This window comes from Vibrio sp. M250220 (assembly GCF_036533795.1).
In the GTDB taxonomy this organism is placed as follows: domain Bacteria; phylum Pseudomonadota; class Gammaproteobacteria; order Enterobacterales; family Vibrionaceae; genus Vibrio.
Genome location: NZ_JATABI010000121.1, coordinates 1 through 1766 on the forward strand (window position 1 = coordinate 1; position 1766 = coordinate 1766).

General features: G+C 44.5%; 1 protein-coding gene and 2 pseudogenes. All 3 read left to right on the forward strand.

Translation table 11 applies throughout. The features are described from left to right. A pseudogene (locus QTN94_RS19765) lies at positions 1 to 239 on the forward strand (transposase); the annotation flags it as partial. A gap of 101 nt (positions 240 to 340) precedes the next feature. Next, positions 341 to 1538 (forward strand): annotated as a pseudogene (locus tag QTN94_RS19770) (IS256 family transposase). A 43-nt stretch (positions 1539 to 1581) separates the two neighbouring features. Then, on the forward strand, positions 1582 to 1766 hold a 185-nt coding region (locus QTN94_RS19775; protein ID WP_331428629.1), incomplete at its 3' end, for a helix-turn-helix domain-containing protein.

The following is a 1766-nucleotide window of genomic DNA, read 5'->3' on the forward strand; positions in this document are numbered from 1 at the left end:
TGATGCAAGCAATGAAGGAAAACGATGATAAACAACCACTTGAGAACATTGTGCAGCTTGATGATGCCTATTGGGGTGGTAAAGGCAAGGGCGGTAAACGGGGTCGTGGCTCTAAAAAGAAAACGCCATTCGTTGCTGCGATACAGATGAATGACGAGAGACACCCAATCTACATGCGAATGAGCATGGTGGATGGCTTTAAGAAGCAAGAAATCACAAATTGGGGTAAAAAACACATCGAAGAAAAGACACTAAATAGCTGATCCTAATTATGCTTCACTTTTGGTAGTGTTTAGAAATCTGTGTCATTTCAGTAATATGTATAAAACAGGAATGACACATGACCAACGAATTCGATCTAGAACAAGCCATTAAAGCTCTTCAGTCAGGACAAGATCTGACAGGTGAAAGATGGCTTCTTAACTCCCCTTATTAAGCAAATAACTGAAGCTGCATTAAAGGCAGAACTTGAGCAACACCTAGACAATGACGACCAACCAAACCGCAAAAATGGCTCAAGCAAGAAGACTGTTAAGTCTTCAGTAGGCGCATTTGAACTAGACACACCACGTGATCGCCAAGGCTCGTTTGAGCCTCAACTCATCAAGAAAAACCAAACTAAGCTCACTGATGAGCTCGACCGTAAGATCTTGTCTATGTTCTCACTTGGCATGAGCTATCGTGACATTCGTGGTCACGTCGAAGATATGTATGGTATTGATGTCTCTGAAGCCACTATAACAGGCGTGACAGAGCGTTTAATCCCTGAACTTAAGGAGTGGCAGCAACGTCCACTAGATCCACTTTATCCCTTTGTCTGGCTTGATGCCATCCATTATAAAATCCGAGAAGATGGACGCTACGTCAGCAAGGCGATTTACACTATCCTTGACCTCACGATTGAAGGTAAGAAAGAGTTGCTAGGTCTTTACCTATCCGAATCAGAGGGTGCAAACTACTGGCTGTCAGTGCTAACCGATCTGCATAATCGTGGAGTCGAAGACATCCTGATTGCCTGCGTGGATGGCCTTACAGACTTCCCAGAAGCCATCGCTACGATTTACCCAAATACAGAAGTGCAACAGTGTGTAATTCATCAGCTCCGCAACTCATTGAAGTACGTGGCCTCCAAGCACCAGAAGGAGTTTATGGCTGACCTGAAGCCAGTCTACCGTGCTGTCAGCAAAGAGGCTGCTGAGATGGAGCTGGATCGCTTAGAATCGAAATGGGGTCAACAGTACCCGATCGTTCTGCGTTCTTGGCGGAATAAGTGGGAAAATCTATCGGTTTACTTCAAGTATCCAGAGTACGTTCGAAAGGCTATCTACACCACGAATGCCATCGAGGCAGTACACCGCCAGTTCCGTAAACTGACCAAAACCAAAGGTGGGTTCCCCTTGCTAAAACTGCTGTACGCTGGGATATTGAATGCATCTAAGAAATGGACAATGCCAATCCAGAACTGGAATATGACATTATCTCAACTAGCGATTCACTTCGATGGGCGCTTGGATGATGTCTTATACCAATCTAAGTAAAAATATGGTCTAATTGAGGCTATCATTTCTACACGAGAATACCATGGATAGCCTCGACAACATCGACTTTAAAAAACTTGCTAGTCAGCAGAAGTCTATACAAATGAAGATGCGTTTACTTGCTCTAGCACACTTTAAAGAAGGGCGGTCTCGAACACAGATTGCCAAATACCTGAAGGTAAGCCGCACTAGCGTGAACAAGTGGGTTCATACCTTTCTTGAGGAGGG